At 71.2% G+C, this 26008-nt stretch carries 26 protein-coding genes and 1 riboswitch; of the genes, 15 read left to right on the forward strand and 11 right to left on the reverse strand.

Annotated features, from left to right (window positions below; all coding sequences use genetic code 11):
* The first annotated feature begins 21 nt into the window (after nucleotides 1-21).
* The 6 genes from sdhA to JYK17_RS10780 all read left to right on the forward strand — a co-directional run bounded on the left by sdhA (nucleotide 22) and on the right by JYK17_RS10780 (nucleotide 4799).
* Nucleotides 22-1776: a succinate dehydrogenase flavoprotein subunit gene (gene sdhA, locus JYK17_RS10755; protein ID WP_108013185.1), complete on the forward strand. Its 1755-nt coding sequence runs from the start codon at nucleotides 22-24 to the stop codon at nucleotides 1774-1776.
* Nucleotides 1776-2555, forward strand: a complete 780-nt coding sequence (locus JYK17_RS10760) for a succinate dehydrogenase iron-sulfur subunit (protein WP_108013186.1) — start codon at nucleotides 1776-1778, stop codon at nucleotides 2553-2555. Before sdhA ends, JYK17_RS10760 begins: the two co-directional genes overlap by 1 nt.
* Nucleotides 2556-2670: 115 nt before the next feature.
* A complete protein-coding gene (locus tag JYK17_RS10765; protein WP_108013187.1) occupies nucleotides 2671-3081 on the forward strand; it encodes a VOC family protein in 411 nt (136 codons plus the stop codon).
* Nucleotides 3082-3175: 94 nt separating this feature from the next.
* A complete protein-coding gene (locus JYK17_RS10770) occupies nucleotides 3176-3571 on the forward strand; it encodes a hypothetical protein (protein WP_108013188.1) in 396 nt (131 codons plus the stop codon).
* Nucleotides 3568-4053: a thiol-disulfide oxidoreductase DCC family protein gene (locus JYK17_RS10775; protein WP_308011678.1), complete on the forward strand. Its 486-nt coding sequence runs from the start codon at nucleotides 3568-3570 to the stop codon at nucleotides 4051-4053. Before JYK17_RS10770 ends, JYK17_RS10775 begins: the two co-directional genes overlap by 4 nt.
* 11 nt (nucleotides 4054-4064) lie before the next feature.
* A complete protein-coding gene (locus JYK17_RS10780) occupies nucleotides 4065-4799 on the forward strand; it encodes a TetR/AcrR family transcriptional regulator (protein ID WP_108013189.1) in 735 nt (244 codons plus the stop codon).
* Between the two features lie 22 nt (nucleotides 4800-4821).
* Here JYK17_RS10780 and JYK17_RS10785 read toward each other — a convergent pair whose 3' ends face one another.
* Nucleotides 4822-7227: an MMPL family transporter gene (locus tag JYK17_RS10785; protein ID WP_108013190.1), complete on the reverse strand. Its 2406-nt coding sequence runs from the start codon at nucleotides 7225-7227 to the stop codon at nucleotides 4822-4824.
* A 167-nt stretch (nucleotides 7228-7394) separates the two neighbouring features.
* Between JYK17_RS10785 and JYK17_RS10790 the strand changes: the two genes are divergently transcribed.
* Together JYK17_RS10790 and JYK17_RS10795 are read left to right on the forward strand one after the other, a co-directional pair.
* Entirely contained in the window at nucleotides 7395-8084 is a 690-nt protein-coding gene (locus JYK17_RS10790) for a response regulator transcription factor (RefSeq protein ID WP_108013191.1), read from the forward strand.
* Nucleotides 8081-9601, forward strand: coding sequence for a sensor histidine kinase (locus JYK17_RS10795; RefSeq protein WP_234547932.1), 1521 nt, complete (start codon nucleotides 8081-8083; stop codon nucleotides 9599-9601). Before JYK17_RS10790 ends, JYK17_RS10795 begins: the two co-directional genes overlap by 4 nt.
* Before the next feature lie 23 nt (nucleotides 9602-9624).
* On the opposite strand, the gene JYK17_RS10800 is transcribed toward JYK17_RS10795, so the two are convergent.
* The 3 genes from JYK17_RS10800 to JYK17_RS10810 form a co-directional block, all read right to left on the reverse strand.
* A complete protein-coding gene (locus JYK17_RS10800) occupies nucleotides 9625-10032 on the reverse strand; it encodes an ATP-binding protein (protein ID WP_222810244.1) in 408 nt (135 codons plus the stop codon).
* A 117-nt stretch (nucleotides 10033-10149) separates the two neighbouring features.
* Entirely contained in the window at nucleotides 10150-11394 is a 1245-nt protein-coding gene (locus JYK17_RS10805) for a metallophosphoesterase (protein ID WP_108013193.1), read from the reverse strand.
* A gap of 5 nt (nucleotides 11395-11399) precedes the next feature.
* Nucleotides 11400-11639 carry an SCO4848 family membrane protein gene (locus tag JYK17_RS10810; RefSeq protein ID WP_108013325.1) on the reverse strand — a complete coding sequence of 80 codons (240 nt, stop codon included), beginning with the start codon at nucleotides 11637-11639 and terminating at the stop codon, nucleotides 11400-11402.
* Nucleotides 11640-11730: 91 nt separating this feature from the next.
* On the opposite strand from JYK17_RS10810, the gene JYK17_RS10815 reads away from it, so the two are divergent.
* Entirely contained in the window at nucleotides 11731-13011 is a 1281-nt protein-coding gene (locus JYK17_RS10815; protein WP_372465063.1) for a D-alanyl-D-alanine carboxypeptidase family protein, read from the forward strand.
* Here JYK17_RS10815 and JYK17_RS10820 read toward each other — a convergent pair.
* Complete coding sequence (locus JYK17_RS10820; RefSeq protein ID WP_108013195.1) at nucleotides 12959-13870, reverse strand: YihY/virulence factor BrkB family protein; 912 nt, start codon at nucleotides 13868-13870, stop codon at nucleotides 12959-12961. The two genes, JYK17_RS10815 and JYK17_RS10820, sit on opposite strands and share 53 nt — an antisense overlap.
* 182 nt (nucleotides 13871-14052) lie before the next feature.
* Here JYK17_RS10820 and dprE2 point away from each other — a divergent pair, with 182 nt between their 5' ends.
* Complete coding sequence (gene dprE2 / locus JYK17_RS10825; protein ID WP_108013196.1) at nucleotides 14053-14808, forward strand: decaprenylphospho-beta-D-erythro-pentofuranosid-2-ulose 2-reductase; 756 nt, start codon at nucleotides 14053-14055, stop codon at nucleotides 14806-14808.
* A gap of 19 nt (nucleotides 14809-14827) precedes the next feature.
* On the opposite strand, the gene JYK17_RS10830 is transcribed toward dprE2, so the two are convergent.
* Complete coding sequence (locus JYK17_RS10830; RefSeq protein WP_222810246.1) at nucleotides 14828-15403, reverse strand: 2'-5' RNA ligase family protein; 576 nt, start codon at nucleotides 15401-15403, stop codon at nucleotides 14828-14830.
* A gap of 149 nt (nucleotides 15404-15552) precedes the next feature.
* Nucleotides 15553-16566, reverse strand: a complete 1014-nt coding sequence (gene trpS, locus JYK17_RS10835; protein WP_108013326.1) for a tryptophan--tRNA ligase — start codon at nucleotides 16564-16566, stop codon at nucleotides 15553-15555.
* Nucleotides 16567-16697: 131 nt separating this feature from the next.
* Between trpS and JYK17_RS10840 the strand changes: the two genes are divergently transcribed.
* From JYK17_RS10840 to JYK17_RS10855, 4 genes are all read left to right on the forward strand, one after another.
* Nucleotides 16698-17258: an RNA polymerase sigma factor gene (locus JYK17_RS10840; RefSeq protein WP_108013198.1), complete on the forward strand. Its 561-nt coding sequence runs from the start codon at nucleotides 16698-16700 to the stop codon at nucleotides 17256-17258.
* Nucleotides 17245-18249, forward strand: a complete 1005-nt coding sequence (locus tag JYK17_RS10845) for a hypothetical protein (protein ID WP_234547935.1) — start codon at nucleotides 17245-17247, stop codon at nucleotides 18247-18249. Before JYK17_RS10840 ends, JYK17_RS10845 begins: the two co-directional genes overlap by 14 nt.
* 110 nt (nucleotides 18250-18359) lie before the next feature.
* On the forward strand, nucleotides 18360-19139 hold the full coding sequence (locus JYK17_RS10850) for a hypothetical protein (RefSeq protein ID WP_222810247.1): 780 nt from the start codon (nucleotides 18360-18362) through the stop codon (nucleotides 19137-19139).
* A gap of 233 nt (nucleotides 19140-19372) precedes the next feature.
* The gene (locus JYK17_RS10855) at nucleotides 19373-20047 is read left to right on the forward strand and encodes a hypothetical protein (RefSeq protein ID WP_261995620.1); all 675 of its coding nucleotides are present in this window, start codon (nucleotides 19373-19375) and stop codon (nucleotides 20045-20047) included.
* A gap of 22 nt (nucleotides 20048-20069) precedes the next feature.
* Here JYK17_RS10855 and JYK17_RS10860 read toward each other — a convergent pair whose 3' ends face one another.
* From JYK17_RS10860 to JYK17_RS10870, 3 genes are all read right to left on the reverse strand, one after another.
* Nucleotides 20070-21521 carry a glycine hydroxymethyltransferase gene (locus JYK17_RS10860; RefSeq protein ID WP_128802750.1) on the reverse strand — a complete coding sequence of 484 codons (1452 nt, stop codon included), beginning with the start codon at nucleotides 21519-21521 and terminating at the stop codon, nucleotides 20070-20072.
* 43 nt (nucleotides 21522-21564) lie between these two features.
* Nucleotides 21565-21655: riboswitch (ZMP/ZTP riboswitch) on the reverse strand.
* Nucleotides 21656-21748: 93 nt separating this feature from the next.
* Nucleotides 21749-22957: a glutathionylspermidine synthase family protein gene (locus JYK17_RS10865; RefSeq protein ID WP_222810248.1), complete on the reverse strand. Its 1209-nt coding sequence runs from the start codon at nucleotides 22955-22957 to the stop codon at nucleotides 21749-21751.
* A gap of 20 nt (nucleotides 22958-22977) precedes the next feature.
* Entirely contained in the window at nucleotides 22978-23325 is a 348-nt protein-coding gene (locus JYK17_RS10870; protein WP_222810249.1) for a hypothetical protein, read from the reverse strand.
* A gap of 141 nt (nucleotides 23326-23466) precedes the next feature.
* Here JYK17_RS10870 and JYK17_RS10875 point away from each other — a divergent pair, with 141 nt between their 5' ends.
* Entirely contained in the window at nucleotides 23467-24309 is an 843-nt protein-coding gene (locus JYK17_RS10875; protein ID WP_108013203.1) for a DMT family protein, read from the forward strand.
* Nucleotides 24310-24579: 270 nt separating this feature from the next.
* On the opposite strand, the gene pdxR is transcribed toward JYK17_RS10875, so the two are convergent.
* The gene (gene pdxR, locus JYK17_RS10880; RefSeq protein ID WP_222810250.1) at nucleotides 24580-25980 is read right to left on the reverse strand and encodes a MocR-like pyridoxine biosynthesis transcription factor PdxR; all 1401 of its coding nucleotides are present in this window, start codon (nucleotides 25978-25980) and stop codon (nucleotides 24580-24582) included.
* Between the last annotated feature and the right edge of the window lie 28 nt (nucleotides 25981-26008).

Consider the following 26008-nt stretch of genomic DNA (forward strand, 5'->3'; position numbering starts at 1 on the left):
GAGGGACTGAGAGAAACACCCATGAAGATCCACAAGTACGACACAGTCATCGTCGGCGCCGGCGGCGCCGGCATGCGCGCCGCCATCGAGTCGACGAAGCGCAGCCGCACCGCCGTGCTGACCAAGCTGTACCCCACCCGCTCCCACACGGGCGCCGCGCAGGGCGGCATGGCCGCCGCGCTCGCCAACGTGGAGGAGGACAACTGGGAGTGGCACACCTTCGACACGATCAAGGGCGGTGACTACCTGGTCGACCAGGACGCCGCCGAGATCCTGGCGAAGGAGGCCATCGACTCGGTCCTCGACCTGGAGAAGATGGGCCTGCCGTTCAACCGGACGCCCGACGGGACGATCGACCAGCGCCGCTTCGGCGGTCACAGCCGCAACCACGGCGAGGCCCCGGTCCGCCGCTCCTGCTACGCGGCCGACCGCACCGGCCACATGATCCTCCAGACGCTCTATCAGAACTGCGTCAAGGAGGGCGTGGAGTTCTTCAACGAGTTCTACGTCCTGGACCAGCTGATCACCGAGGTCGACGGCGTCAAGCGGTCGGCCGGTGTGGTGGCGTACGAGCTGGCGACCGGTGAGATCCATGTCTTCCAGGCGAAGGCCGTGATCTACGCCTCCGGTGGCTGCGGCAAGTTCTTCAAGGTGACCTCGAACGCGCACACCCTGACCGGTGACGGCCAGGCGGCCGTCTACCGGCGCGGGCTGCCGCTGGAGGACATGGAGTTCTTCCAGTTCCACCCGACCGGCATCTGGCGCATGGGCATCCTGCTGACGGAGGGCGCCCGCGGTGAGGGCGGCATCCTGCGCAACAAGGACGGCGAGCGCTTCATGGAGAAGTACGCGCCGGTCATGAAGGACCTCGCCTCCCGCGACGTCGTCTCGCGCTCCATCTACACGGAGATCCGCGAGGGCCGCGGCTGCGGTCCCGAGGGCGACCACGTCTACCTCGACCTCACGCACCTGCCGCCGGAGCAGCTGGACGCCAAGCTCCCGGACATCACGGAGTTCGCGCGCACCTACCTCGGCATCGAGCCCTACACGGACCCGATCCCGATCCAGCCGACGGCCCACTACGCGATGGGCGGCATCCCGACGAACGTCGAGGGTGAGGTCCTCAGCGACAACACGACGGTCGTCCCGGGCCTGTACGCGGCCGGCGAGGTCGCCTGCGTGTCGGTGCACGGCGCCAACCGGCTGGGCACCAACTCGCTGCTGGACATCAACGTGTTCGGCCGCCGGGCCGGTATCGCGGCGGCGGAGTACAGCCAGAAGGCGGACTTCGTCGAGTTGCCGGAGAACCCGGCGCAGCTCGTGCTCGACCAGGTGGAGCGACTGCGCAGCTCGACGGGGACCGAGCGTGTGGCGGACATCCGCCGCGAGCTGCAGGAGGCCATGGACGCGAACGTCATGGTGTTCCGCACCGAGCAGACGATCAAGACCGCGGTCGAGAAGATCGCCGAGCTGCGCGAGCGGTACCGCAACGTCGCGATCCAGGACAAGGGCAAGCGGTTCAACACCGACCTGCTGGAGGCCGTCGAGCTGGGCAACCTGCTCGACCTGGCCGAGGTCATGGCCGTGTCCGCGCTGGCCCGCAAGGAGTCCCGCGGCGGTCACTACCGCGAGGACTACCCCAACCGCGACGACGTCAACTTCATGCGCCACACCATGGCGTACCGCGAGGTGGGCGACGACGGCACCGAGTCCATCCGTCTCGACTACAAGCCGGTCGTCCAGACCCGCTACCAGCCGATGGAGCGTAAGTACTGATGGCTACCCCTGTTCTGGAGAAGGAAGGCGCGGCCGGGCAGCCCGAGCCGGGCTTCGCCGACTCCCCCTACATCACCGTCACCTTCCGGGTCCGCCGCTTCAACCCGGAGGTCTCCGCCGAGGCGACCTGGGAAGACTTCCAGCTGGAGATCGACCCCAAGGAGCGCGTCCTCGACGGTCTGCACAAGATCAAGTGGGACGTCGACGGCACGCTGACCTTCCGCCGGTCCTGCGCGCACGGCATCTGCGGCTCCGACGCCATGCGGATCAACGGCAAGAACCGCCTCGCGTGCAAGACGCTGATCAAGGACATCAACCCCGAGAAGCCGATCACGGTCGAGCCCATCAAGGGCCTGACGGTCCTCAAGGACCTGGTCGTCGACATGGAGCCGTTCTTCCAGGCGTACCGGGACGTGATGCCCTTCCTGATCACGAAGGAGACGAACGAGCCCACGCGCGAGCGTTTCCAGACCGCCGAGGACCGCGAGCGCTTCGACGACACGACGAAGTGCATCCTCTGCGCCGCCTGCACGTCCTCGTGCCCGGTCTTCTGGAACGACGGCCAGTACTTCGGCCCGGCGGCCATCGTCAACGCGCACCGCTTCATCTTCGACTCGCGCGACGAGGCCGGCGAGCAGCGCCTGGAGATCCTCAACGACCGTGACGGCGTGTGGCGTTGCCGCACGACCTTCAACTGCACGGACGCCTGCCCGCGCGGCATCGAGGTCACCAAGGCGATCCAGGAGGTCAAGCGGGCGCTGATCACCCGCCGCTTCTGAGCTTCGCTGCCCCTACGGCGGCACGGGCCCCGTCTCCGGTTTCGCACCGGGGCGGGGCCTTCTCGCGTCTGCGGCAATCACCGATTCCGGCGGCCCGTGCACCTATTGTGACGGTATGCCAGGCGATCGCTCGTACGAAATGCTCGGATTCGACAACGTCCTGCTGCCGGTCGGGGATCTCGACGTGGCGGTCGGCTTCTACGAGAGCGCCGGGTTCACGGTGGGGTTCCGGTTCGACGAGGCCGGGATCGCCCTGCTGAAGGTCGGGGACGAGACGCCCGGCGTCCTGCTGCGGGCGGAGGAGGGGCTGGGGCACCGGCCGCCGCCCTGGCCCTCGACGCGGCTGTGGATCGAGGTCCCCGACGCCCGCACGACGGCCCGCACCCTCGCCTCGGCCGGCATCGCCCCGCTCGACGAGCCCTTCTCCGTGGCCACGGGCTGGACGGTGGAGATCGCCGATCCCTGGGGGAACGTCGTCGGGTTCACGGACTACAGCAAGCGCCCGGAACTGGGCCGCCGCCCCTGAAACAGCCACCCTTCTCCTTGGTTGAACACGTTCAAAAATAGGTCTACAGTCATCCCTGTCAGCGTTTTGAACGCGTTCAAGAAGGGGTGGGGGCATGGACCGCACGGTCGTCGCCTACGTCATCTACCTGCTGGTCAGCATCGCGCTGACCATCTGGGTGGCCCGCACGCTCAGCCGCAACGGACGGATCTTCCTCGCCGATGTGCTCAAGGGGAACGAGAACCTCGCCGAGGCGGTCAACCACCTTCTGGTGGTCGGCTTCTATCTCGTCAACCTCGGCTTCATAGCCCTGTACCTGAGCGGCGACAAGACCATCGAGGACACCCGCCAGATCTTCGAGACCCTCTCGACCAAGCTCGGCGTGGTGCTGCTGGTGCTCGGCGTGATGCACCTGGGCAACGTCTGGGTCCTCAACCGGATCAGGCGGCGCGGGGCACTGGAGCGGGAGCAGGTGCCGCCGGTAGCGCCGCAGGACTGGGTCCGGGCGTGAGCGGCACGGGCGTCACCGCGGCGGACCGGGTCCCGGTCCGCCGGCTCACGGTCCTGTACGACGCCGACTGCTCGCTGTGCGCCTTCCTGCGCGACTGGCTCACCCGGCAGCCGCAGCTGGTGCCGCTGGACCTGGTGCCCGCCGCGTCGGAGGAGGCCCGTCGGCGCTTCCCCGGCCTGGACCACCGCGCCACCCTCGACGACATCACCGTGGTCGGCGACGGCGGACAGGTCTACCGCTCCGCCGCCGCCTGGATCGTCACCCTGTGGGCGCTGCGCGAGCACCGGCCGCTCGCTCACCGGCTCAGCACACCGACGGGGATGAAGCTGGCCAAGGGCGCGGTCCTGGCCGCCGCCAAGTGGCGGGGCACGCAGTGGGGTGGCGCGGTCTACCGTCCCGCGGACGGATGGTCGTACGACCCGCGCCAGGGGTGGACGTACAGCGCACCCCGCTGCGACGGCGGAACCTGCGTGACCCCTTAGGCTCTGATTCCGTGCCTGCGAAGAACGACGGCCCCGAAGAGGGCGGCAACCCGACCAAGTCCGAGCAGACTCGCGCGCTGATCCTGGAGACCGCGATGCGGCTGTTCCAGGAACGCGGCTACGACAAGACGACGATGCGGGCCATCGCCACGGAGGCCGGCGTCTCCGTGGGTAACGCCTACTACTACTTCGCCGGCAAGGAGCACCTGATCCAGGGCTTCTACGACCGGATCGCCGCCGAACACCGGGTGGCGGTCCGGGAGGTGCTGGACCGCGAGAGCGAACTGGAGGCGCGGCTCGCCGGGGTGCTGCGGGTGTGGCTCGACATCGCCACGCCGTACCACGAGTTCGCGGTGCAGTTCTTCAAGAACGCCGCCGACCCGGACAGCCCGCTCAGCCCCTTCTCCCCGGAGTCCGAGCACGCGCGCGAGGAGGCCATCTCCCTGCACCGCGAGGTCCTGGCGGGCGCGACGAAGACCAAGGTCCCCGAGGATCTGCGGGACGTCCTGCCGGAGTTGATGTGGCTCTCCCAGATGGGCCTGGTGCTGTACTGGATCTTCGACCGCACGCCGGACCGCGAACGCAGCTACCGGCTGGCCGAGCGGGGTGCCCGGCTGACCGCCCGCGGCGTGTATCTGGCCCGCTTCCGGGTGCTGCGCCCGCTGGTGCGGGAGGTGCACGAGCTGTTCACGGACTTCCTGCCGGGGATGACGAAGGTGCTCCCCACCCCCGGCAGCAAGTCCTAGCCGTATTCGACTCGGGGCGCGGTCAGTTGACCGCGTCCACCTCGCCCGCCAGCTCGACGTCGAAGACCAGCGGCCCCTCCGCCACCACCACATGGGCGGCCCGTGAGCCGTACGACGTGGCCGTGGCCGCCAGCAGGTACGTGCCCGGCGCGGGCACCGACACGATGTACGAGCCGTCGGCCAGGGAGGTCACCCGGTCCAGCTGGCGCCCGCCCGAGGTGAGCAGCGTCACCGAGGCACCGTCGACGGGCTCGCCGTCGGCCGTGCGGATGAAGCCGTGCACCACCGAGGAGGGACCGTCCGCTTCCGGTGACCGGGGCGCGGCGTCCTCCTTCGGCTCGACCGCGAGGTGCGGCAGCCGCTTCTCCAGCCAGGCCGGCAGCCACCAGTTGGACTTACCCAGCAGATGCATCGCGGCCGGCACCAGGGCCGTACGGAGAATGAAGGCGTCCAGGGCCACCGCGGCCGCCAGGCCCACGCCCGCCATCGCCGCCCCCGAGTCGCCGCTGAGGACGAACGCCAGGAACACGCAGACCATGATCAGGGCGGCGCTGTTGATGACCCGGCTGGTCTCCGCCAGGCCCACCCGCACCGCGCGCGCGTTGTCCCTGGTGTGCACCCACTCCTCGTGCATCCGGCTGACCAGGAACACCTGGTAGTCCATCGAGAGGCCGAAGAGCAGCGACAGCATGATCACCGGCAGGAAGGCGTTGATCGGCCCCTCCTTGCCGAGGCCGAGCAGGTCGAGCCCCCAGCCCCACTGGAAGATCGCGGTCAGCACGCCGAAGGAGGCGGCCGCGGCGACCAGGTTCATCACGGCGGCCGTCAGCGGCACCACGAGCGAGCGGAAGGCGACCAGCAGGAGCAGGAAACCGAGGCCGATGATCGTCGCGATGAACAGCGGCAGCCGGTCGCCCGTCACCGACGCGAAGTCCTTGGACACCGCGGTCACACCGCCCACATGGGCCTGCGCGCCCGCCTGCGGGATCACCTCGTCGCGCAGGGTGTCGATCAGGTCGTCGGTCTGCTCGGACTGCGGTGACGTCGTCGGTACGACCTGGATCACCGTCACGCCCTTCGCGGGCGGCAGCGCGGCCACCCGTGCGACCCCGGAGGCCGACTCGATGCCCTTGACCAGCGTGGCCGTGTCACCTCCCTCGCTGACCACCTGCAGCGGGCCGTTGAAGCCGGGTCCGAAGCCGTCGGCGAGCAGGTCGTACGCCTTCCTGGTGGTCGTCGACGCGTCGTCGTTGCCCTGGTCGGTGGCGCCGAGGCGGAGCGAGAGGACGGGAATGGCGAGGACGGCCATGACGACCAGGGCGAGCGCGGCGATCCTGCGGGGGCGCTTCTGGACGTTCGCCGACCAGCGCGCGGCGAGCCCGCTCGCCGTCTCCGCCTCGGGACCGCTCGCGGCGAGCCTGCGCCGCTGGCGGCGGCTGAGCACGCGCGGGCCGAGGAGGCCGAGCAGGGCCGGCAGCAGGGTGGTGGCCGCGAGGACGCTGAGCACCACGGTCAGCGAGGTGGCGATGACCACGCCGTCCAGGAAGCGCAGCCGGGTCACGAGCATGCCGGCGAGGGCGATGCAGACGGTGCCGCCCGCGAACAGCACCGCCCGGCCCGAGGTGTTGAGGGCCGTGACCGCCGACTCCTCGGGATCGAGCCCGCGCTGGATGCCGCGCCGGTGCCGGGTGACGATGAACAGGGCGTAGTCGATGCCGACGCCGAGGCCGATCAGGGAGGCCAGCAGCGGGGCGATGTCGGGGATGTCGGTGGCGTGGCTGAGCAGCTGGGTGGAGGACAGACCCATGCCCACGCCGAAGACGGCGATCGCGATGGGCAGCAGCATCGCGAACAGCGAGCCGAAGGCCAGGAAGAGCACGACGGCCGCGGCGACGATGCCGACCAGTTCCGACAGGCCCTGTGGCGGCTCCTGGACGCGCTGGATCGCCTGGCCGCCCAACTCGACCTGCAGGCCGCCGCGTTCGGCGTTCTGCGCGGTGTCGACGACGTTCTGCACGAGGTCCTTGGGCACCTCGTTCGCTCGCCTGGCGAAGGTCAGCTGGGCGTACGCGATCTTGCCGTCGCCGCTGATCTGCGCGGCCCCGCGGGCGCCCGCGTACGGGCTGGTCACCTCGCCGACGCCGGGCATCTTCGCGATTCTGTCCAGGGCGGGCTGGATGCGGGAGCGGACCGCCTGGTCCTTCACCGAGCCGTCGTCGACCTTCCACACCACCGTGTCGGTGTCGCCCGAGGTGCTCGGGAAGGCCTTCTGCATCAGGTCGTACGCGCTCTTGGAGTCCGTGTCGGGGAGGGAGAAGACGTTCGCGTAGTCCGTGCCCGCGTTCGAGGCCGAGAAGCCCACGCCGAACAACGCCCCCACCCATAGCAACAGGACCACCAGCCGGTGCCGATAGCACCACCGTGCCAATGCCGCCACGATCAACGCTCCTTTGTCGGTCGTCGGTTGGTCCCCCAGGTCCTGGGCACCAGGATTGGCGGCGTGGCACGCGTGTGGACACGAGAGAGGCATGACTCTCAAGGAACTCCAAAGACCGATCCGTCCCGGCCGCCGGTGCTCCGCCCGATACTGGGGACATGACGACCGCTCCAGGCACCGTGCTGGTGGTGGAGGACGAGCCGAGCATCGCGGACGTCCTCGCCATCGCCCTGCGCTTCCACCGGTTCGAGGTGATGATCGCGGGCAGCGTCCGCGAGGCACTCGCGCTCATCGAGCGCACCCGGCCCGACGCGGCGCTGCTCGACGTCATGCTCCCGGACGGCGACGGACGGGCGCTGGGCCGCGAACTGCGCGAGCGGCAGCCCGACCTCGCGCTGGTCTTCCTCACCGCACGCGACTCGCCCGCCGAGATCGTCGGCGCCCTCGGCTTCGGCGACGACTACATCACCAAGCCGTTCAACATCGACGAGGTCATCGCGCGGATCACGGCGGTGCTGCGCCGCACCCGCCCCGCGGACGTCCTGCCGCAGCGGCCCCCGCTGACCTACGGCGACCTGGAGCTGGACGAGACGACGTACAGCGTCCACCGCGCGGGCCGCAGCGTCGAGCTCACCCCCACCGAGTACGCCCTGCTGCGCTTCCTGGTGCGCAACGGCGGCCGGATCGTGCCCAAGGAGCAACTGCTGCGCCACGTCTGGCAGTACGAGCACACGCCGCCCGAGTCGACCATCGTGGAGACCTACATCAGCTATCTGCGCCGCAAGCTGGAGGCGCTCGGCCCGCCGGTGATCACCACCCGGCGCGGCGTGGGGTACGGGCTGGCATGAGGATCCGCTGGCTGAACTGCGAACGCGGCGTCCACTCGCTGCGCGCCAAGCTGACGCTGACCAATGTGGCGCTGCTCGCCCTCGGCATCGTGGCGACCACCGCGATCAGCCTGATGGGCATGCGGTACTACCTGCTCGACCAGGTCGACTCGCAGCTGACCAAGATGCGTGACTCGCTGGGCGGTTCGCAGCTCACGATCCGGCAGATCGACTCGCTGAGCGCCCTGTCCTTCGTCCACGACCGGCTGGTCCCGGACAAGCAGCGCTCGGACCCGGACTCGATCTACGCGGCGCTCAACTCCCGGGGCACCGCGATCGGCATCCTGGGGGTCGACCCCACCGAGGCGCAGATCGGCCTGGCCCACGCGGTCGGCGACGCCGCGGCCCTGTCCCGGGACGCCGATCCGCACGACGTGAAGGTGCACGGCACCGCGTACCGCGTCACCGCCGTCCAGCTGTCCGACGGCACCTATGTGCTGATGGCCAGCTCCACCGAGGCCCTGCACAACGGGATGAGCAAGGCCCTCAAGCTCGACTTCGCCGTCGGCGGTCTGCTGCTCGTACTGCTGGCCTGCGTCACGCTGTTCAGTGTGCGGCGCCGGATGCTGCCGCTGGAGGACATGGTCGAGACGTCGTCGGCGATCGCCGAGGGCGATCTGACCCTGCGCGTGCCCTCCAGCACCCATCCCACGCAGGAGGTCGAGCAGCTGCGGCTCGCCCTGAACTCCATGCTCCACCAGGTCGAGTCGGCGTACCGCACGCGCGAGCACAGCGCGGCCCAGCTGCGCCGCTTCGTCGCCGACGCCTCGCACGAGCTGCGCACCCCGCTGTCCGCGATCCGGGGCTATCTCCAGCTGTACGACAAGGGCATGCTCAGCGATCCGGACGAGCGCAAGCGTGCCTGGGAGCGGGTGCTGGCGGAGACGGACCGCATGGGGCGGCTGGTGGACGAGCTGCTCACCCTGGCCCGCCTGGACCAGCAGCCCGAACTGCGCTTCCGCAACGTCGACCTGAGCCGCCTGGTGCGGGACGCGGCGGAGGACCTGCGGGTGCAGCAGCCGGAGCGGCCGATCACGGTGGACGCCGACGGCACCCTGCTGGTGCGGGCCGACGAGTCGGGCCTGAGGAAGGTGCTCGGCAACCTCCTGGGCAACGTGCGCACGCACACGCCCGCGGACGTCCCCGTACGGCTGGAGCTGACCCGCGAGGACGGGAACGTACGCCTGTGTGTCGCGGACCGGGGTCCGGGGCTGAGCGACGAGGACGCGGCGCGGGTCTTCGACCGCTTCTTCCGGGCCGGCGGCGGCGCGGGCAGCGGTCTGGGCCTGGCGATCGTGCAGGGGGTGGTGGAGGCCCACGGCGGTGAGGTGGCGGTCGACACCGCGCCGGGCGAGGGCTTGCGGGTGAGCGTCACGCTGCCCACGCAGGGGTGCGGGGAGCCGCGCGATCAGCCGTTGACGCCTCGCAGCCGCGAACGGGGAGACACGCCGCTGCCCGGAGCGTCCCTGCGCCGCTAGCCGCCGCCAGCCATCACTGGCCGTCACTCCGCCGTCAGCGGGGCGACGAGCGCCCACACCGTCTTGCCGTGCCGCCCTCTGCTCCACACCCCCCAGGCCGCCGAGACGCTCTCCACCAGGTGCAGGCCGCGGCCGGCCTCGTCCGCGTCACCGACGATGCGCAACCGCGGCTCCAACTGCCCTTCGTCCGACACCTCGATGAGACAGGACCCGTCCCCGAGCGCGGTCACCGCCACCTCGAACTCCCGCTCCAGCAAAGGCCCGTGGCGTACGACGTTGGTCGCGAGCTCGGAGACCAGCAGGACCGCGTGGGCCAGCGCCGGATCGTCCGGTGCGTGGCCCCAGTCGGCCAGATGGTCCCGGACCCGGTGCCGGGCCAGACCGACGGATGCCGGATGCCGGGGCAGCCGGAAGGAGTTGCGTCTCAACACGTCTTCTCCTCACCCCACGCGCACCTCCGTCACATCGTGCTGCGTCGGGTGAGCCTGCGTCGTCACGGTCGTGAATGTCAACGCCGCGCGCTCGCGCCGGATTTGGGGTGAGGTGGGTCAGGCCCGCGTCGACGCCAGTTCGATCACCGTGATGTCCGAGGGCGCGCCCACGCGCGTGGGCGGCCCCCAGGCGCCCGCGCCCCGGCTGACGTAGAGCTGGGTGTCGCCGTAGCGCTCCAGGCCCGCGACGGTCGGGTTGGCGGCCGCCGCGATGAAGTTGCCGGGCCAGAGCTGGCCGCCGTGGGTGTGGCCGGAGAGCTGGAGGTCGACGCCGTGCTTGACGGCGTCGTGGATCTGGACCGGCTGGTGGGCGAGGAGCACGCACGCGCGTGCCGTGTCCCGGTCGCCGAGCGCCCTGCCGAAGTCGGGGCCCTGGCCGGTGCTCTCGCCGGCGATGTCGTTGACGCCGGCCAGGTCGAACCACGGCAGTTCGGTGCGGGCGTTCTCCAACGGGTGCAGCCCGAGCCGCCGTACCTCCGCGACCCACTGCTCGGCGCCGGAGAAGTACTCGTGGTTGCCGGTGACGAAGTAGGAGGGCGCCTTCAGCTGCCGCAGCGGTGCCGCCGCCGGAGCCAGGTTGTGCACGCTTCCGTCCACCAGGTCGCCGACGACCGCGACGATGTCCGGCTGGGTGGAGTTGATCGTGTCGACGACCTTCTGCGTGAAGCTCCGGCCGAGGGTCGGGCCCAGATGGATGTCGCTGACCACCGCGATGCGGTAACCGTGCGCCGCGCGCGGGAGTTTGGCCAGCGGCACGGTCACCCGCTTCACGCGCGGGCCGCGCAGCACGCCGTAGGTGCCGTAGCCGACGGTCCCCACGGCGGCCGCGGCGCCCACGCCCGCGACGACCCGGGAGACGAAGAGACGACGCGAGGGGTCCGGGACGGGCGCGGATCCGGGCCCGGATTCAGCCTCCGTGCCCGGCTGCGTTTCCGTCTCCGGCTGCGTTTCCGTCTCCTTCGGTACCGCGGCGCCGCGCCCCCGGCGGGCCAGTACACGTCGCAGCAGCGGCCGTACGACCTCACCGGCCACGACGGCCAGCAGCAGGTAGATCGACAGGGCGAGCCACAAAAAGCCCGGCCAGGCGAGCACCTGCTGGAGCCAGAAGGGCGCGCCGGCGCGCTCGGCGACGAGGGCCCCGACGGCCAGCACCCAGCCGCCGGCGATGACCGCGACGCCCGCCCGGCGCACCGGGCCCGGCCGTGCGGTCGTGTCGCGGAACAGACGGCGCCACAGATACCAGTTGGCCGCGACGAGCACGCCGAGCGCGAGCAGGGCGGCCAGGACGTAGACGACGACCATCGCGGCTATGAGGTCTGGCGCAATGCGCGCAGCCCGCGCAACCCGATGCACCCGATGACCGTCCCCAATACGAAGGAGACGACAGCGAGCGTCAGATGCACCCAGAAGTAGGCCGTCGGGTGACCGTCGTCGAACGCGAGGCCGCTGCCGTCCTTGACCAGGTTCTTGACGAAAGTGACCCAGATGATCCAGCTCCACACCCCGAAGGCGAGCAGGAACCAGGAGACGGGGCGACTGAGCTTCATGCGTCCAGTATCGCCGCCCCCTGTGCCGTTCGGCGGCCGGGGTGGGGTGGGAGGCGGGACTTCACGGCGTACTGCATGTACGTTTCCGTCCGTGCCCGCTCCCAAGAAGACCGTCAGGCGATCCCTGCTGGTCACCTCCGCAGCCCTGTCTTCGCTGGCTCTTGCCGCGCCGGTCGCCCTCGCGGCTCCGCACCCGTCCACGAGTCCGTCGGCCACTCCCCCGGCGAAGATGTCGAGCGTGGGCGGTGCCCGTCTCGGGCAGCCGGGCACGCAGGTGGATCTCGGCAGCGGCGCCCCTGTGCTCCCCAAGGGCCTCACCGCCCGCTCCTGGATCGTCTCGGACGCCGAGTCGGGCGAGGTGCTCGCCGCGCACAACGCGCACTGGCGGCTGCCTCCGGCGAGCACGATGAAGATGCTGTTCGCGGACACGGTGCTGCCGAAGTTCCCGAGCACCGAGAAGCACAAGGTCGTCCCCTCCGACCTGGCCGGCATGGGCGTCGGCTCCAGCATGGTCGGGATAAAGGAGGGCGAGTCCTACACGGTCCACGACCTGTGGCTCGGTGTCTTCCTGCGCTCCGGCAACGACGCCGTGCATGTGCTGTCGGCCATGAACGACGGCGTCGGCAACACCGTCAAGGAGATGAACGAGCACGCCGAGGAGCTCCAGGCCCTCGACACGCACGTGGTCACACCCGACGGCTACGACGCCCCCAAGCAGGTCTCCTCGGCGTACGACCTGTCGCTGTTCGCCCGCTCCGGGCTGCAGAAGAAGGACTTCCGCGAGTACTGCTCGACCGTGCGCGCCCAGTTCCCGGGCGAGACGAAGAAGGCCAAGAAGGGCAAGAACGCGGGCAAGCCGGTCCGCGGGTCCTTCGAGATCCAGAACACCAACCGGCTGCTGAGCGGCGACTACGACACCCCCGTCTACCAGGGCATCGCGGGCGTCAAGAACGGCAACACGACGAACGCGGGCGCGACCTTCACGGGCGTCGCCGAGCGGAACGGCCGGGTGCTGCTGGTCACCGTCATGCACCCGGAGAAGGCCGAGCACAACGAGGTCTACAAGGAGGCCGCCAAGCTCCTCGACTGGGGCTTCAAGGCATCCGGCAAGGCGAAGCCGGTGGGCGCGCTGGTGGCGCCGAGGAGCGCGCAGCCCAGCGCCCGACCGGAGGCGTCGGGCCAGGCGGGCGGGGCGGCCGGTGACGCGTCCGCCAAGCCGGTGGCGAGCGACGCCGCCAGGGGCGGCTCCGGCGGCATGGGGGTCGCACTGGCCATAGCGGGTGGCGTGCTGGTGCTGCTGGCCGCGGCCACGTTCCTGGTCAACCGCCGCTGGCCGCTGCCCGATCTGGTACGTCGCCGGACTCGTCCGTGACCCCCTCCTGCTCCTTGCTCTGCGTCGCCGTCCACGCGGCGCAGAACAGGACCAGCTTCGCGGTGAAGTTGATCCACAGCAGCAGGGCCACCGGCACACCGAACGCGCCGTACATGCTCTTCGCGGCGACCCCCTGCATGTAGCCGCTCAGCAGGGCCTTCAGCAGCTCGAAGCCGATCGCGCCGGTCAGCGCGGCGACCATCAGCCGGCGGCGCGGCGGCTCGACGCCGGGCAGCAGGGTCAGCACGACCAGGAGCAGCAGGAAGTCGGCGCACACGGCGACCGCGAACGCGATGACGTACAGCAGGACGCTGCCCCAGCCGTTCTTGTCGATGCCGATCCGGTCGGTGATCCACCCGACCATCGCGGAGGCGACGGTGGAGGCGGCGATGGTGACCAGGACGGCGCCGCCGAGTCCGACGAGGATGCCCAGGTCCTTGGCCTTGCGCAGGAGCGGGTTCTCCTCCTCGTCGGGCAGCTCCCACACCGCCCGCAGGCAGTCCCGCATGGAGCCCGCCCAGCCGATACCGGTGAACAGCAGCAGGGCGCCCGCGATGAGGCCGATGGTGCCCGCGTTGTCGACCAGGCCCTGGATGTCGAGCTGGTCGGAGATCCCGGGCACCTGCTCGGCGATCTTGTTCTGGACGTCATTCTGCTGTGCCTCGCTGAGCGTGGCGGCGGCGATCGCGGCGCCCACGGTGAGCAGCGGGAAGAGCGCGACGAAGCTGGTGAACGTCATCGCGGCGGCGAGGCGGGTCCACTTCACCCGGTCCAGGCGCCCGTACGAGCGCCACGCGTGCGTGAGCATCAGGCGGGCCACCAGCGGGCCGACGACGGGGAGCTTCTTCAGCCAGTCCATGATCCGACTCTCCCCTCGCCAGAGAAGCGCGATGTGCGAGTACCCCGAATGGACGGGACTGTTATGACGCCGTGGGCGAACAAGGGTGTCGATGCCGCTCGCTCATACCGGGACGATACGGTCACCGCATCCCGGCGACCTGCCCCGCCGTCCCGCCCTCAAGACACCTAGGAGCCGCTGTCGTGAAGGATGCCTCCGGCCTCCCCCAGTCCCTGCTCGTCCTCGGCGGTACGTCCGAGATCGCGCTCGCCACCGCCCGCCGTCTCATCACCCGCCGCACGCGCACGGTGTGGCTCGCGGGACGCCCCTCGCCCGCCCTGGACCGGTCCGCGGAGCAGCTGCGCGGCCTGGGCGCGGATGTGCACACCGTCGCCTTCGACGCGCTCGCCCCGGACTCCCACGAGACCGTCCTCGGCAAGGTCTTCGCCGAGGGCGACGTCGACATGGTGCTGCTGGCCTTCGGCATCCTCGGCAACCAGGCACGCGACGAGCGGGAGCCGGCCGCCGCGGTGCGCGTCGCGCAGACCAACTACACGGGCGCGGTGTCGGCGGCCCTGGTGAGCGCCTGTGCGCTGCAGGCGCAGGGCCACGGCTCGCTGGTGGTGCTCTCCTCCGCGGCCGGCGAGCGGGCCCGCCGCAGCAACTTCATCTACGGCTCCAGCAAGGCGGGCCTGGACACCTTCGCGCAGGGCCTGGGGGACGCGCTGCACGGCACGGGCGCGCACGTCATGGTCGTACGCCCCGGCTTCGTCCGCTCGCAGACGACCCCGGAACGCCCGCAGGCGCGGCTCGCGACCACACCGGAGGCCGTCGCGACGGCCATCGAACTGGGGCTGCGGCGGCGCTCGGAGACCGTGTGGGTGCCCGGCGCACTGCGCTTCGTGATGTCGGCGCTACGGCATCTGCCGCGCGCGGTGCTGCGGCGGCTGGCGGTCTAGCCGACGGCGCCGGGGATCTTCAACGGCTGGGGATGCTGCCCCGTACATGACCACCTTGGGGCGGCACCACCGAGCTGCCGAAGGGGTACTCGCGCAGCTTGCGCCAGACCCCGTCGGGGCCCTGTTCGTACAGCGCGAATCCGGTGCACGACCACTCGGCCTCGTAGTCGGCGAGCTCCTCGAAGGCGCGGTCCATCGACTCCTCGTCGATGCCGTGCGCGACGGTGACGTGGGGGTGGTACGGGAACTGCAGTTCGCGCGGCACGGGGCCGGAGGCGTCGCGGACCTGCTTCTGCAGCCGTGTGCACACCTCGGCGCCCTCGTCGACCCGCACGAAGACGACGGGTGACAGGGGCCGGAAGGTGCCGGTCCCGGACAGCCGCATGGGGAACGGCCGCCCGGCCGCGGCGACCTCGGTCAGATGCGCCTCGACGGCCGCCAGGTCGCCGCCGTCGATCTCCGTCGGCGGCAGCAGGGTGATGTGCGTGGGGATGCCGTGGGCCGCGGCGTCACCGAAGCCCGAGCGCAGCTGTTGGAGCAGGCTGCCGTAAGGCTCCGGGACCGCGATCGACACGCCGATCGTTACGGTCCCCACGTCGTCTCCTGTCGTCGTGACGGATTTGTTCTGGGCCGTCGGCTATCGACTGTACGGCCACGGCTGTGCTGCGGGCAGGCGCAACCGGAGTGATGTGCAGCGCTCTGCCAGTGGTACGTCTGTGCCGGTACGTCCGCCCGGCGGCGGGGTCAGTGCTTGGCGGGCAGGAAACCCACCTTGTCGTAGGCCCGCGAAAGGGTCTCGGAGGCGACGGCACGCGCCTTCTCCGCCCCCTTGGCCAGGATCGAGTCCAGCGTCTCCGGGTCGTCCAGATACTGCTGGGTGCGCTCCCGGAAGGGCGTCACGAAGTCGACCATGACGTCGGCGAGGTCCGTCTTGAGCGCGCCGTACATCTTGCCCTCGTAGTCCCGCTCCAGCTCGGCGATCGACCTGCCGGTGAGGGTCGAGTAGATGGTGAGCAGATTGCTGACGCCGGGCTTCTTGTCGGCGTCGTAGCGGATGACGGTGTCGGTGTCCGTGACCGCGCTCCTGACCTTCTTCGCGGTGGCCTTGGGCTCGTCGAGGAGGTTGATCAGACCCTTGGGCGTGGACGCCGACTTGCTCATCTTGATCGACGGGTCCTGCAGGTCGTAGATCTTCGCCGTCTCCTTGAGGATGTACGGCTTCGGGATCGTGAAGGTCTCGCCGAAGCGTCCGTTGAAGCGCGTGGCGAGGTCGCGGGTCAGCTCGACGTGCTGGCGCTGGTCCTCGCCGACCGGGACCTCGTGCGCCTGGTACAGCAGGATGTCCGCGACCTGGAGGATCGGGTAGGTGAACAGGCCGACGCTCGCGCGGTCGGCGCCCTGCCGGGCCGACTTGTCCTTGAACTGGGTCATGCGGGAGGCCTCACCGAAGCCGGTGAGGCAGTTCATGACCCAGGCCAGCTGGGCGTGCTCGGGAACATGGCTCTGGACGAACAGCGTGCAGCGCTCGGGATCCAGACCGGCCGCGAGGAGCTGGGCGGCGGCGAGCCTGGTGTTGGCGCGCAGCTGTGCCGGGTCCTGCGGAAGGGTGATCGCGTGCAGGTCGACGACCATGTAGAACGCGTCGTGCGACTCCTGCAGGGCCACCCACTGACGTACGGCGCCGAGGTAGTTGCCGAGGTGGAACGAGCCTGCGGTGGGCTGGATTCCGGAGAGCACGCGGGGACTGTCAGAGGCCATGTTCACCATTCTCTCAGGTACCGGGGACCGATCCGGAACTGGTCGGAAACAGATGGGAACCGATCCGTCTGCTGCGGTGTAACAAGGGTGTGAGAACGCGGGAGGGGGGCCGCATCGTCGATGAGGCCGCGGTGATCGCACGCGTACGCGCCGGGGAGGCGGAGGCGTACGCGGATCTGGTGCGGGCCCACACGGGCATCGCGCTGAGGGCGGCCGCCGCACTCGGGGCGGGAGCGGACGCGGAGGACGTGGTGCAGCAGGCCTTCGTGAAGGCGTACTGCGCGCTGGGCGGATTCCGCGACGGCGCGTCCTTCAAGCCATGGCTGCTGTCGATCGTCGCCAATGAGACCAGGAACACCGTGCGCACGGCGGCCCGGCAGCGCACGCTCGCCGGCCGGGAGGCGGCCCTCGCCCAGGCCGAGCCGCTGATACCGGAATCGGCGGATCCCGCGGTGGCGACGCTGGAGACGGAGCGCCGCAGCGCCCTCCTGTCCGCGCTGGAGAAGCTGAGCGAGGAGCACCGCCTGGTCGTCACCTACCGCTACCTCCTGGAGATGGACGAGTCCGAGACGGCCCAGGCCCTGGGCTGGCCGCGCGGGACGGTCAAGTCCCGCCTCAACCGCGCCCTGCGCAAACTGGGCCGGCTCCTGCCGGACTTCGAGCCTCGGGAAGGAGGTGATGAGCGTGAGTGAGGGACGCGATGCCTACGACGGCGAGGGCGACGGCGGCCGCGGCCCGGCGGGTCCCGGTGGCCGGGGGCCGCGCGGGCGGGGCGGTGACCGGGCGTGGCGGCCGTGGAGGCCGGGACGTGCGGGCGATGCCTCCCGGCTGCCGGACGAGCTGAGGTCGCTCGGGCGGTCGCTGGATGCGCCCGGGACGGGCGGCGGCAACGGCGGCGATCCCCTCGACTCGGAGACGATGGTCGAGCGCGTGCTGGGACAGATACTGGCCGAGCGGATGCCGGTTCCGGTCGCCGAGCCCCGGGGCGCCGGTGAGCGGCTGCGTGCCCTGCGGCGCTGGACGCGGCTGCGGTGGCGTTCGCTGACCGCGTGCCTGTGCGGCCTGCTGACGGTTCTCGCGCTCACGCCCCCGGTGCGGGCGGCGGTTCTGGACTGGTTCGACTTCGGCGGTGTCGAGGTGCGGTACGACCCGTCCGCGGTGCCTTCGCCGGGGGCCGAGGTGCCCGGCTGCGGCAGGTCGGTCTCGCTCGGGCAGGCACGGCAGCGGGCCGGGTTCGAGCCGCTGGTTCCGCGCTCGCTCGGCGTCCCGGACACAGTCGAGGTGACGAGCGAACCGCACCGGCGCTTCCTGGTCGGCCTGTGCTGGCGCGAGGACGGGCGCACGGTCCGGCTGGACGAGTTCCCGGCCCGGCTGGACATCGGCTTCACCAAGACCCTGCGCGAGCCGCCGGAGTGGCTCGAACTGCACGGGAAGCCCTCGGCCGACGGCAATCCGAACTACGCCCTGTGGTTCCCCCGCCCCCATCTGCTGAGCTTCTGGCTGGTCGACGCGAGCGGAGACCGCTTCACCCGCAAGGAGCGGACGGCCGGGCCGACGCTGCTGTGGACCCATGAGACCGGCGCAGGGAGCGTGACGCTCCGGCTGGAGGGGGTGACGTCCAAGAGCCGTGCCGTGGAGATCGCGCAGTCGCTCGACGGGGCGGCGGGGACGTCCTCGAAGTAGTTCACCGAAATAGTTCACGGGTGGTGGGAACCCCGGCGGGCCGGGCGGTGTACCAGAAGTGACACGCGGCTCGGGGAGGGCCGCGGGAGACCTTCTGACAGGGGGACGGAATGCGTGGGTACAGGCGGCGGGCTCGTGAACTGGCGGCGCTGACCGGGGTGTTGGCGGTCACGTTCGCTCTGATGGTGTGGGGCGCGTCGTCGGCCTCGGCGGGTGGGCCGACGAGTGTGCTGGTGACCTCGCCGCAGAGCGCGGAGGCCACCGCGCTGTACTACGCGGACGCGGAGTACGGGAAGTTGGAGCAACTGCTCGGCCCCTCGGGCACGGGCAGCAGGGCTCAGCCGCCGGAAAGGGAACTGGGCGGCGAGCGGCAGATCAACGCCACCTGGATGGCGCACGACATATCGCCCTGGCGCGTGGACCGGATCTTCCCGGGCTACTCCGGCTCCGGCCCGGTCTGGATCCATACGGCGGCCGACATACCCAACGGCATGAACGGCTACTGGCACCGAGCCGAACACCCCGCCCAACTGCGCTCCTTGCTAGGGAAGTTGGGCGTGATGGGCAAGGACACGGGTGACGGCTACGGGGGGATCTTCCCGGCGCCCTGGGAGTCGCGGGAGCCGGGGGTTGCGGGTCCTTCGACCCCGGCTGCGGACTCGGCTGCGGACACGGCCGACACGGCCGCGGATACGGCCGCTGTGCGGGTCGGCGCATCCGGGGCGGACGAGGGGGCCGAGTGGTGGGCCAACTGGTGGTGGAGCCTGCCCGGCGTGGCGGTGGGGGTTGCGCTGACGCTGGTTGTGGGGCCGCTCGCCTCGCGTGGGCCGGTGAACCGGTGGAGGCGGGTGCGGGACGGCGGTTCCAGGCAGGAGCTGCGGGACGTATGAGAGGGCTTGGGTGGGGAGGAGGGGGAGGAATGGCGGGAATGGCTGGCATGGGGGGCCTGGCAGGTCTGGGAGGCCGGGCAGGCCCGGGAAGCTGGGGAGGCGTGGCAGGCCCGGGAAGCTGGGGAGGCGTGGCACGCCCGGGAAGCTGGGGAGGCGTGGCAGGTCGGAGCGTGAGGGTCAGGTCGCGGCTGGTGGTGGTTCTGGCGGCGGTGGCCGTGCTGGTGCTGTGCGGGATGCCGGGTCAGGCGGCGGCATTCGCAGCGGCAACGTCAGCGGCGACGCAGGCGGAGGCCCCGGATCACCCCGACCTCGCGATGATCATCGCGGGCGGCACGGGACGTACGACGGTGTTGCGGAAGGGCCGGCCCGCCTTCGCCCATCTGCGGCAGTTGCTAAGGCCGGACTACATGGGGACGGAGCGGGTGCCGCAGGCGTGGAGCGAGGGGCGGTATCCGCCCGTGGACTTCACGGTGGTCTGGGGGCTGACAGGGATTGGCGGCTGGCCGCAGACGAACCGTGCACCCGGCGGTGACGTGGCTGTCGAGCGGCAGGACCAGCTACTGCTGGCGGCGGACGGTACGCCCTGGATACGGACGGATCCGGCGCCGGACATCCAGGACGACGACATCCGCTGGCACCGCGCACCGCGCTCGATCTTCGCCGAGCTGAAGCAGGACAAGGTGCTGGTCGGGCTGGGTGACAGCGCCCCCTCGGCCCGGGCCTCGGGTGCCGCGACCGCGCGGGACGGGTCCGGCTGGGATGTGGGGCATGCCTGGTGGGCGCTGCCGGGGCTGGGTGCGGGACTGGTGATCGGCGTCGGCGGCACGCTGCTGATACGCCGCGCGGCGGCCCGGCACGGAGCCGGACCGCCGCGCGAGGAGCCACGACAGGAACTCATCGACCTTTGACGGTCGCACAAGGCAGCGGGCGTCAGCCCAGGTCGATCTCCGGGTAGAGCGGGAAGCCGGAGACGAGGTCGGTGGCGCGGTGGGAGATCTCGTCCGCGATCTTCGGGTCCAGGATGTGCTGGGCCTTGGAGGGGGCGCCCGACTTGGTGGTGCCGGGCTCGGCGGTGGTGAGGACGCGGTCGATCAGGCCCGCGACCTCGTCCATCTCCGCCGTGCCCAGACCGCGCGTGGTCAGGGCGGGGGTGCCGATGCGGATGCCGGAGGTGTACCAGGCGCCATTGGGGTCGGCCGGGATGGCGTTGCGGTTGGTGACGATGCCGGAATCGAGGAGCGCGGCCTCGGCCTGGCGGCCGGTGAGGCCGTAGGAGGTGGTGACGTCGATCAGGTTGAGGTGGTTGTCGGTGCCGCCGGTGACGAGGGTGGCGCCGCGGCGCATCAGGCCCTCGGCCAGGGCGCGGGAGTTGTCCACGATGCGCTGGGCGTAGTCCTGGAAGGAGGGCCGGCGGGCCTCGGCGAGCGCGACGGCCTTGGCGGCCATGACGTGCGGGAGCGGGCCGCCGAGGACCATCGGGCAGCCGCGGTCGACCTGGTCCTTGAGGGAGTCGTCGCACAGGACCATGCCGCCGCGCGGGCCGCGCAGCGACTTGTGCGTGGTGGTGGTGACGATCTGGGCGTGCGGTACCGGGTCGAAGTCGCCGGTCAGCACCTTGCCCGCGACCAGTCCGGCGAAGTGCGCCATGTCCACCATCAGCGTCGCCCCGACCTCGTCGGCGATCTCGCGCATGATGCGGAAGTTCACCAGGCGGGGGTAGGCGGAGTAGCCGGCGACGATGATCAGCGGCTTGAAGTCACGGGCCTGGGCGCGGAGGGCGTCGTAGTCGATGAGGCCCGTGACCGGGTCGGTGCCGTAGGAGCGCTGGTCGAACATCTTGCCGGAGATGTTCGGGCGGAAGCCGTGGGTGAGGTGGCCGCCCGCGTCCAGGGACATGCCGAGCATGCGCTGGTTGCCGAAGGCCTGGCGCAGCTCCGCCCAGTCGGCGTCGGAGAGCTCGTTGACCTGGCGGACGCCCGCCTTCTCCAGGGCGGGGGTTTCCACCCGCTGGGCGAGGACGGCCCAGAAGGCGACCAGGTTGGCGTCGATGCCGGAGTGCGGCTGGACATAGGCGTGACGGGCGCCGAAGAGTTCCCTGGCGTGCTCGGCGGCGAGGGACTCGACGGTGTCGACGTTGCGGCAGCCGGCGTAGAAGCGGCGGCCGACGGTGCCCTCGGCGTACTTGTCGCTGAACCAGTTGCCCATCGCGAGGAGGGTGGCCGGGGAGGCGTAGTTCTCGGAGGCGATCAGCTTCAGCATCTCGCGCTGATCGTGGACCTCCTGGCCGATGGCGTCGGCGACTCGCGGCTCGACGGCACGGATCACGTCGAGGGCGGCACGGAAGGCGGTGGACTCGGTGGACAGGGGCTGCTGCTCTGACATGTCGTCGGCCTCCGGATGGCGTGGCTGGGAGCATTCACGGTTCACGGTCTGCCCAGGCGCACGGCACTCGCTCACTGCACGAGCCGCTCCCCGATGGTCGGTCCCATCCCAGCGCGCCAGTCACGGCCCGCCGGTCAGCCTACCGGCCGCGCCGAAAGCCGGAGGTCCGGCGTCCACCATGCGAGCGACGGGTGGGCGGGCGAACCAGCGGGGCGTGGGCGCGGGCGTCAGAGGATGACGTGCGGCAGGAAGCGGGCGTACTCGTCCGTGATCAGGCCCGAGGACTCGCGGATGCCGAGGCCGGCCGACTCGTCCTCCACGACCCATGCGCCGAGGACGACGCGGTTGCCGTCGAAGTCGGGCAGTGGGGCCAGCTCCTGGTAGCAGCAGGCTTCGTCACGGGTGCCGTCCGGGTGCTGCGCCGTGCCGGAGGGGCCGGTGGCGGGCTCGTGGACGGTCACTCCGGCGCCCTCGCGGCCGAGCAGCGGTTTGGCGACGTAGCCCGTGGTGCCTGCCAGTTCACGGGGGCCGTCGAGGTAGGCGGGGAGGAGATTGGGGTGGCCGGGGTGGAGCTCCCAGAGGATCGCCAGGAGGGCCTTGTTGCTGAGGAGCATCTTCCAGGCGGGTTCGATCCACAGCGTGCTCCCCGTGCCGCCGCCGTTGTCCAGGGTGTCGAGGACATGGCCGGCGAAGCGGTCGGTGGTGAGCCACTCCCAGGGGTAGAGCTTGAAGCAGCTGCGGATGAAGCGCAGTTGGTTGTCGACGAAGCGGCCCGAGAGGGAGTCCCAGCCGATCTCCTCCATGGAGATCCAGTCGGTGTCCAGGCCGGCCTGCTCGGCGGTCTCCTTGAGGTAGGCGACCGTCATCAGGTCCTCGCCGAGCTCGTCGTCCGAGGAGTGCGCGAAGTACAGGGGGCTGCCGGGCGGCAGCAGCGGGGCCTGCTTCTTCCAGGCGGCGACGAGGCGTTCGTGGAGGGAGTTCCACTGGTCGGCGCCCGGGAAGCGCTCCTCCATCCAGAACCACTGGGGCGAGGCGGCCTCGACGAGGGAGGTGGGGGTGTCGGCGTTGTACTCCAGCAGCTTCGCCGGGCCGGTGCCGTCGTAGCGGAGGTCGAAACGGCCGTAGACGGAGGGGAGTTCAGCGCGCCGGTGCCAGGCCTCGGCGACCGCGTCGGCGACCCGGGGGTCGGTGACGCCCAGGTCGGCGAAGCGGCCGGCGGTGACGATGTGGTCCGCCGCCGCGAGGCACATGCGGTGCAGTTCCTCGACGGTCTCCTCCAGCGCCTCCACCTCGTCGAGGGTGAAGGAGTAGTAGGCGCTCTCGTCCCAGTAGGGGCGCAGCGAGTCGTCGGGGTGACGGGTGAGGGGGTATATGAGGCCCTGTTCCTCGACGGTCCGCTGCCAGTCGGGGCGGGGGGTGATGGTGTGGCGTCGCATGGTGTGTGCCGCGTCCGGGCTCAGCCGCCGGAGCTTCCCTTGCCGCCGCCGAAGCCGCCGCGGGAGACGCCGTGCCCGCCGGAGCCGCCCGAACCGCCGGACGCCTTGCGGGGCTTGGTGAAGGAGCCGTCGTCGACCCAGGAGCCGTTCTTGCTGCCGCCGTAGTACCAGACCCCGTGGGCGGAGCTCTTGGTGGAGGTGCAGTTCTTGTCGGAGACGACCTTGTAGCCCTTGGCGAGGTGGTAGCTGTCGCGGTCCACGCAGCGCTTGTCGGGGTCCGAGGAGCAGGCGGTGAGGGTCGCGGCGAGAAGGCCCATGCCGCCGAGCACGACCGTGCCCGAGCGAAGTTGCCGACGTACGTCCGCCATGTCCGTGTCTCCCCGTTGGTACGGCCGATGTGGCCGGTTCTGCTGATGTGACAGGAGGTCAGCCTAGAGACAGGTGTGAGCGCACCGAGAGGGACCCCACCCGTCGCGCGCCTCCCCTACAGTCACTTTGTGATCTTTGGCATGGTGTGCGCTCTTGGCGCGGCGGTCTGCTTCGGTACCGCGACGGTGTTGCAGGCGGTCGCGGCGCGGGCGGCCGGTGCGGAAGGGGGCGCCGGCGGGGAGGCGGCGCTGCTGCTTCGGGCCGTGCGGCAGTGGCGGTATGTGGCCGGACTGGCGCTGGACGGGCTGGGGTTCGTGCTGCAGATCGCCGCCCTGCGGTCGATCCCGATCTACGCGGTCGCGGCGGCTCTCGCCTCCAGCCTGGCGGTGACCGGGGTGGTCGCGGCGCGGCTGCTGAAGGTGCGGCTGACCGGGACGGAGTGGGCCGCGGTCGGGGTGGTGTGCGCGGGGCTCGCGATGCTGGGGCTGGCATCCGGGGCCGAGGGGGACCGCGAGGGTCCGGCGGCGCTGCCGTGGGTGATGCTCGCGATCGCCGTCGTGGTGCTGCTGCTGGGGCCGGCGGGCGGGCGCTGGTCCGGGCGGGGGCGGGCGCTGGTGCTGGGGTCGGGCGCCGGGATCGGGTTCGGGGTGGTGGAGGTGTCGGTGCGGCTGATCGACTCGCTCGCGCCGTCGGACCTGCTCACCGATGCCGCGACGTACGCGCTGCTCATCGGCGGGGGTGCTGCCTTCCTGCTGCTGACCTCGGCCCTTCAGCGCGGCTCGGTCACCACGGCCACCGCGGGAATGGTGATCGGCGAGACGATCGGACCGGCCCTGGTGGGCGTGATCTGGCTCGGCGACCGCACCCGCGAGGGGCTGGCCTGGCTGGCGGTCGCGGGGTTCGCCATCGCCGTCGCGGGTGCGCTGGCCCTGGCACGGTTCGGGGAGGCACCCAGCACGGAATCGGCGGATTCGAGGGCCTGAGCTGTCGAGGTCCGCCGCGCGCAGGGGCGTGGGTCCGGCGAGAAGGAACCGCTGGGTTCACGGCTCGGGCGAGTCCGGCAGTGCCGCGCACAAGGCGTCGAGTGCGCCTGACCAGGCGTGGTCCGGGGGTGTGCCGTAGCCGTCGCGGGGGCGCTGGCCCTGGCACGGTTCGGGGAGGCACCCAGCACGGAATCGGCGGATTCGAGGGCCTGAGCTGTCGAGGTCCGCCGCGCGCAGGGGCGTGGGTCCGGCGAGAAGGAACCGCTGGGTTCACGGCTCGGGCGAGTCCGGCAGTGCCGCGCACAAGGCGTCGAGTGCGCCTGACCAGGCGTGGTCCGGGGGTGTGCCGTAGCCGACGACCAGGGCGTCCAGTCGTTCGACCGGGGCTTCGGGGTGGCGGTAGCGGTGCAGGGCGTGTACGGCCAGGTCCTGCCAGGCGGCTGCCCTGAGCGTCGCCTGTTCGGTGCCGGGCGGCAGCCGGAGCACCACGTGGAGGCCGGCCGCGATGCCGGTGGCGTGGACCTGCGGGGCGCGCCGGGCGAGTTCGGCCACCAGCGCGTCGCGGCGGCGCCGGTAGCGCAGCCGGGCGGCGCGCACATGGCGGTCGTAGGCGCCGGAGGTGATGAACTCCGCGAGGGTCAGCTGGTCCAGGACCCCGCACATGTCCTTGCCGCCCTTCGCCCTCGCCGCCTCCTCGACCAGATCCGGCGGCAGCACCAGCCAGGCCAGCCTGAGGCCGGGGGCGAGGGACTTGCTGGCGGTGCCCGCGTAGACCACGTGGTCGGGGTCCAGCCCCTGGAGGGCGCCGACGGGCTGGCGGTCGTAGCGGAACTCGCCGTCGTAGTCGTCCTCGACGACCAGTCCGCCGGTGCGGCGCGCCCAGTCGACGACGGCCGCGCGGCGGTCGCGGTGCAGGGTGCCGCCCATCGGGAACTGGTGGGCGGGGGTGAGCAGGACGGCCGCCTGGTCGGTCAACTCCCCCGGGTCGGTGCCGCGTTCGTCGAAGGGCAGCGGGACGGTGCGCAGTCCGGCGTTCGCCAGCAGCCTCCAGTGCGCATCGAGGCCGTACGACTCCACGGCCACCGTCCGTGCGCCGCGCGCCCGCAGCGCGGCGCCGAGGATCTGCAGCCCGTGCGAGATGCCCGCGCAGACCAGGATGTGTTCGGGGTCGGCGCGTACGCCCCGGGCGCGGGCGAGGTAGCCGGCGAGGGCGGTGCGCAGTTCGGTGCGGCCGCGCGGGTCGCCGTAGTCGAAGGCCTGGTTCGGGGCGGTGGTGAGCGCGCGGCGGGCGGCCTTGAGCCACTCGGCGCGGGGGAAGGTCGCGAGGTCGGGGAGGCCCGGGACGAGGTTGTGGGCGGGGCGGCTGCGCGGGCGGCGGCGGGGTGCGGCGCCGGCCGGCGGGACGACGGTTCGCTGCGCCACCCGTGTGCCCGAGCCCTGGCGGGCGGTGAGCCAGCCCTCCGCGACGAGGTCGGTGTAGGCCTCGGCGACGGTGTTGCGGGCGATGCCCAGGTCGGCGGCGAGGACCCGGGAGGAAGGCAGCCGGGTGCCGGGGGCCAGCCGGCCGGTGCGCACGGCCTCGCGCAGGGCGTCGGTCAGACCCCTGCGGACCCCTGGGCCGGTCGGCTCCAGATGCAGGTCCACACCCAAAGTGGCCCACGATTTCGCCATGAGAATGGACCATACCCCTGGGCTGCCC

This window comes from Streptomyces plumbidurans (assembly GCF_019857225.1).
Lineage (GTDB): Bacteria > Actinomycetota > Actinomycetes > Streptomycetales > Streptomycetaceae > Streptomyces > Streptomyces plumbidurans.